The organism is Micromonospora sp. AMSO12t, assembly GCF_008806585.1.
In the GTDB taxonomy this organism is placed as follows: domain Bacteria; phylum Actinomycetota; class Actinomycetes; order Mycobacteriales; family Micromonosporaceae; genus Micromonospora; species Micromonospora reichwaldensis.
The window spans coordinates 1-3,767 of the sequence record NZ_WAAS01000415.1 but is presented as its reverse complement, the minus strand read 5'-3'; the positions used below and the strand labels follow the sequence as shown (position 1 = coordinate 3,767).

At 72.0% G+C, this 3,767-nt stretch carries 4 protein-coding genes; 1 reads left to right on the top strand and 3 read right to left on the bottom strand.

All coding sequences use genetic code 11. The features are described from left to right. Positions 1–55: 55 nt before the first annotated feature. From F6X68_RS31500 to leuC, 3 genes are all read right to left on the bottom strand, one after another. Positions 56–802, bottom strand: a complete 747-nt coding sequence (locus tag F6X68_RS31500; protein ID WP_192581622.1) for an HU family DNA-binding protein — start codon at positions 800–802, stop codon at positions 56–58. 172 nt (positions 803–974) lie between these two features. After that, a complete protein-coding gene (gene leuD, locus F6X68_RS31495; protein WP_151457654.1) occupies positions 975–1,562 on the bottom strand; it encodes a 3-isopropylmalate dehydratase small subunit in 588 nt (195 codons plus the stop codon). Positions 1,563–1,574: 12 nt separating this feature from the next. Then, the gene (gene leuC / locus F6X68_RS31490) at positions 1,575–3,023 is read right to left on the bottom strand and encodes a 3-isopropylmalate dehydratase large subunit (RefSeq protein ID WP_151457653.1); all 1,449 of its coding nucleotides are present in this window, start codon (positions 3,021–3,023) and stop codon (positions 1,575–1,577) included. Positions 3,024–3,072: 49 nt separating this feature from the next. Here leuC and F6X68_RS31485 point away from each other — a divergent pair, with 49 nt between their 5' ends. After that, positions 3,073–3,759 (top strand): IclR family transcriptional regulator, encoded by a 687-nt coding sequence (locus F6X68_RS31485; RefSeq protein ID WP_013284529.1) that lies wholly within the window; start codon positions 3,073–3,075, stop codon positions 3,757–3,759. Positions 3,760–3,767 lie beyond the last annotated feature (8 nt).

Here is a 3,767-nt window from a genome sequence, read left to right as displayed (position 1 = left end):
TGGACACGGCGAAGGGCGCCCACCGTCGGTGGACGCCCTTGTCGTACCGCCAGGGTCAGCGCTTGGTGGCGGTCTTCTTCGCCGCCGCCTTCTTTGCCGGCGCCTTCTTCGCCGCCGCGCTCTTGCTCGCCGTCGCGGTGGTCTTCTTCGCCGCCGTGGCCTTGGTCGCCGCGGTGGTCTTCTTCGCCGGGGCGGCCTTGGTGGTCGCGGTCTTCTTCGCCGCGGTGGTCTTGGTCGCCTTCGCCGCGGGGGCCTTCTTGGCCGCCGCGGTCGCCTTGGTCCCGGTCGCCTTGGTCCCGGTCGCCTTGGTCCCGGTCGCCTTGGTCCCGGTCGCCTTCGCGCCCGCTGCCTTGGCCCCGGTGGCCTTGGCTCCGGTGGCCTTGGCACCCGTGGCCTTGGCACCCGTGGCCTTCGCCCCGGTGGCCTTGGCACCCGTCGTCTTGGCCGCCGCGGTGGTCTTGGTGGCGGACGTGGTCTTGGCGGCGGCAGCCGTGGTCTTCTTCGCCGCCGCCGTGGCCTTCGGCACCTTGCCGCTGGCCACCATCTCCTTGAAGCCGGCGCCGGGACGGAAGGTCGGGACGGATGTCTTCTTGACCTTCACCGCCTCGCCGGTCCGTGGGTTGCGCGCTGTTCGGGCGCCCCGGACGCGCTTTTCGAACGCTCCGAATCCGGTGATCGCCACCTTCTCGCCCTTGGTGACCGCCGCCTGGACCTCAGCGAGGACCGCGTCGAGCGCGGCCGTCGCCGTCTTCCGGTCCCCCAGGCGAACGGCGAGCGCCTCGATGAGCTCGGCCTTGTTCACGACTTCCTCCCGATTGTGCAACTGACTCGACGCGAGCCATTCTGCGCGCACGGTATGCCCTGTGCTGCCGGGACACAAACATTCGGTCGAAAAAAGCCCTTGTGTCGTAACGGATTCGCCCCCACCGGTGAGACCGGCGGGGGCGGAAACCGCTGTGGGATCGGGCGTACGGCTATGCGACCGAGGGCAGGAACGGCGGCCGGGCGGCCTCGAAGGCGCTGATCTCCGCCTCGTGGCGGAGGGTGAGTCCAATGTCGTCCAAGCCCTCCAGCAGCCGCCAACGGCTGAAGTCGTCCATCGGGAACGACCAGGTGGCCTCACCGACACGCACCTCGCGGGCGGTCAGGTCCACGGTGACGGGGGTGGTCGGGTCGGCCTCCACCAGGTCCCAGATCTCCTCGACCGCCTTCAATTCCAGCTCGACCGGGAGCAGCCCCTCCTTGAGGGCGTTGCCCCGGAAGATGTCGCCGAAGCGGGGCGCGATCACGGCACGGAACCCCCAGTCGCGCAGCGCCCAGACGGCGTGCTCCCGGGAGGAGCCGGTGCCAAACTCCGGACCGGCCACAAGAATCGACGCACCCGAATAGGTTTCATCGTTGAGCACGAATTCCGGGTCCTCCCGCCAGGCGCTGAACAAGCCGTCCGCGAAACCGGTCCGGGTCACCCGCTTGAGGTACACGGCGGGGATGATCTGATCGGTGTCCACGTTGGATCGCCGCAGCGGCACGGCGGTGCCCGTGTGGGTGGTGAACCTCTCCATCTGGGTGCCCTTCTACAGGTCGGCGGGAGCGGCCAGCCGGCCGGCCACGGCGGTGGCGGCGGCGACCGGCGGGGAGACCAGGTGGGTGCGTCCGCCCCGGCCCTGGCGGCCCTCGAAGTTGCGGTTGGAGGTGGAGGCGGAGCGCTGGCCCGGCGAGAGCGTGTCCGGGTTCATCCCCAGGCACATGGAGCAGCCGGCGAAGCGCCACTCGGCGCCGGCGTCGGTGAAGACCTTGTCCAGCCCCTCCGACTCGGCCGCCTCGCGCACGGCGGCGGAGCCGGGCACGACCAGCATCCGCACCCCGTCGGCGACCCGCTGCCCGCGCAACACGTCGGCGGCGGCCCGGAGGTCCTCCAGCCGGCCGTTGGTGCAGGACCCGACGAAGACCACGTCGACCGCGAGGTCGCGCAGCGGGGTGCCGGGGCGCAGGTCCATGTACTCCAGCGCGCGCCGGGCGGCGGTCCGCTCGGCCTCGGTGACGAACTCCTCCGGGGTCGGCACCACGGCACCCAGCGGCGCACCCTGGCCCGGGTTGGTGCCCCAGGTCACGAACGGGGTGACCGCGCCGGCGTCCAGGGTCACCTCGGCGTCGAAGGTGGCGCCCTCGTCGGTGGGCAGGGTCCGCCACCAGGCCAGCGCCGCGTCCCAGTCGGCGCCCTTCGGGGCGTTCGGCCGCCCCTTCAGGTACGCGAAGGTGGTCTCGTCCGGCGCGATCATGCCGGCCTTGGCGCCCCACTCGATCGACATGTTGGCGATGGTCATCCGCCCCTCCATGGACAGCGACCGGATCGCCTCGCCGCGGTACTCGACGATGTGCCCGCGGCCGCCGCCCGTACCCACCTGGGCGATCAGCGCGAGCACCAGGTCCTTGGCGGTGACCCCGGGACCGAGCTGCCCCGTCACGTTCACCGCCATCGTCTTCGGCCGGCTCTGCGGCAGCGTCTGGGTGGCCAGCACGTGTTCGACCTCACTCGTGCCGATGCCGAACGCGAGCGCGCCGAACGCGCCGTGGGTGGCGGTGTGCGAGTCCCCGCAGACGATGGTCATGCCGGGCTGGGTGACGCCGAGCTGCGGGCCGATGACGTGCACGATGCCCTGGTTCTCGTCGCCCAGCGGGTGCAGCCGCACCCCGAACTCGGCGCAGTTGCGGCGCAGCGTCTCGATCTGCGTACGCGAGGTCGGGTCGGCGATGGTGAGCAGGTCGCCGCGCCGCAGGCGGAACGACGGGTCGGCGTACCCCGTCGGGGTGTTGTGGTCCTCCGTCGCGAGCGTGAGGTCGGCGCGGCGCACCCGGCGCCCGGCGAGGCGCAGCCCGTCGAAGGCCTGCGGGCTCGTCACCTCGTGCAGCAGGTGCAGGTCGATGAAGAGCAGATCGGGCTCGCCCTCGGCGGACCGTACGACGTGCGCGTCCCAGACCTTCTCGGCCAGGGTCCTCGGCTCGGTAGTAGTGACTCCCACCATCTGGACATCCTAAATTCTGGGAGGTAAGTTTCGGCTTGTGGGACACAGTATGAGCGGTGTCGGCGTTCTCGACAAGGCGGTGGTCATCCTGGCCGCCTGCGTCGACGGCGCCAGCCTGGCCGAACTCGTTGAACGCACCAAGCTGCCCCGGGCCACCGCGCACCGGCTGGCGCAGGCGCTGGAGATCCACCGGATGCTCGTCCGGGACACCCAGGGTCGATGGCGTCCCGGCCCGCGCCTGGGTGAGCTCGCCAATGCCGCCCCGGACGTGCTCCTGACGGCGGCGGAGCCGCTGCTGGCGGCGCTGCGGGACGCGACGGGCGAAAGCGCCCAGCTCTACCTGCGCCGCGCCGACGAGCGCATCTGCGTGGCCGCCGCCGAGCGGGCCAGCGGCCTGCGGGACACCGTGCCGGTCGGCTCGGTGCTGCCGATGACGGCGGGCTCCGCGGCGCAGATCCTGCTCGCCTGGGAGCCGCCCGAGGCCGTGATGCCGCTGCTGCCCCGGTCGAAGTTCACCGGCCGCACCCTGGCCGAGGTACGCCGCCGGGGCTGGGCACAGAGCGTCGCCGAGCGGGAGGCCGGTGTGGCGAGCGTCTCGGCGCCGATCCGCGACCGCACCGGTCGGGTCATCGCCGCGATCAGCATCTCCGGCCCGATCGAGCGCCTCGGACGCCGCCCCGGCGAACGCCACGCGATGGCCGTGGTCCGAGCCGGCCAACGCCTCTCCGGCCTCTGACGCCCCCA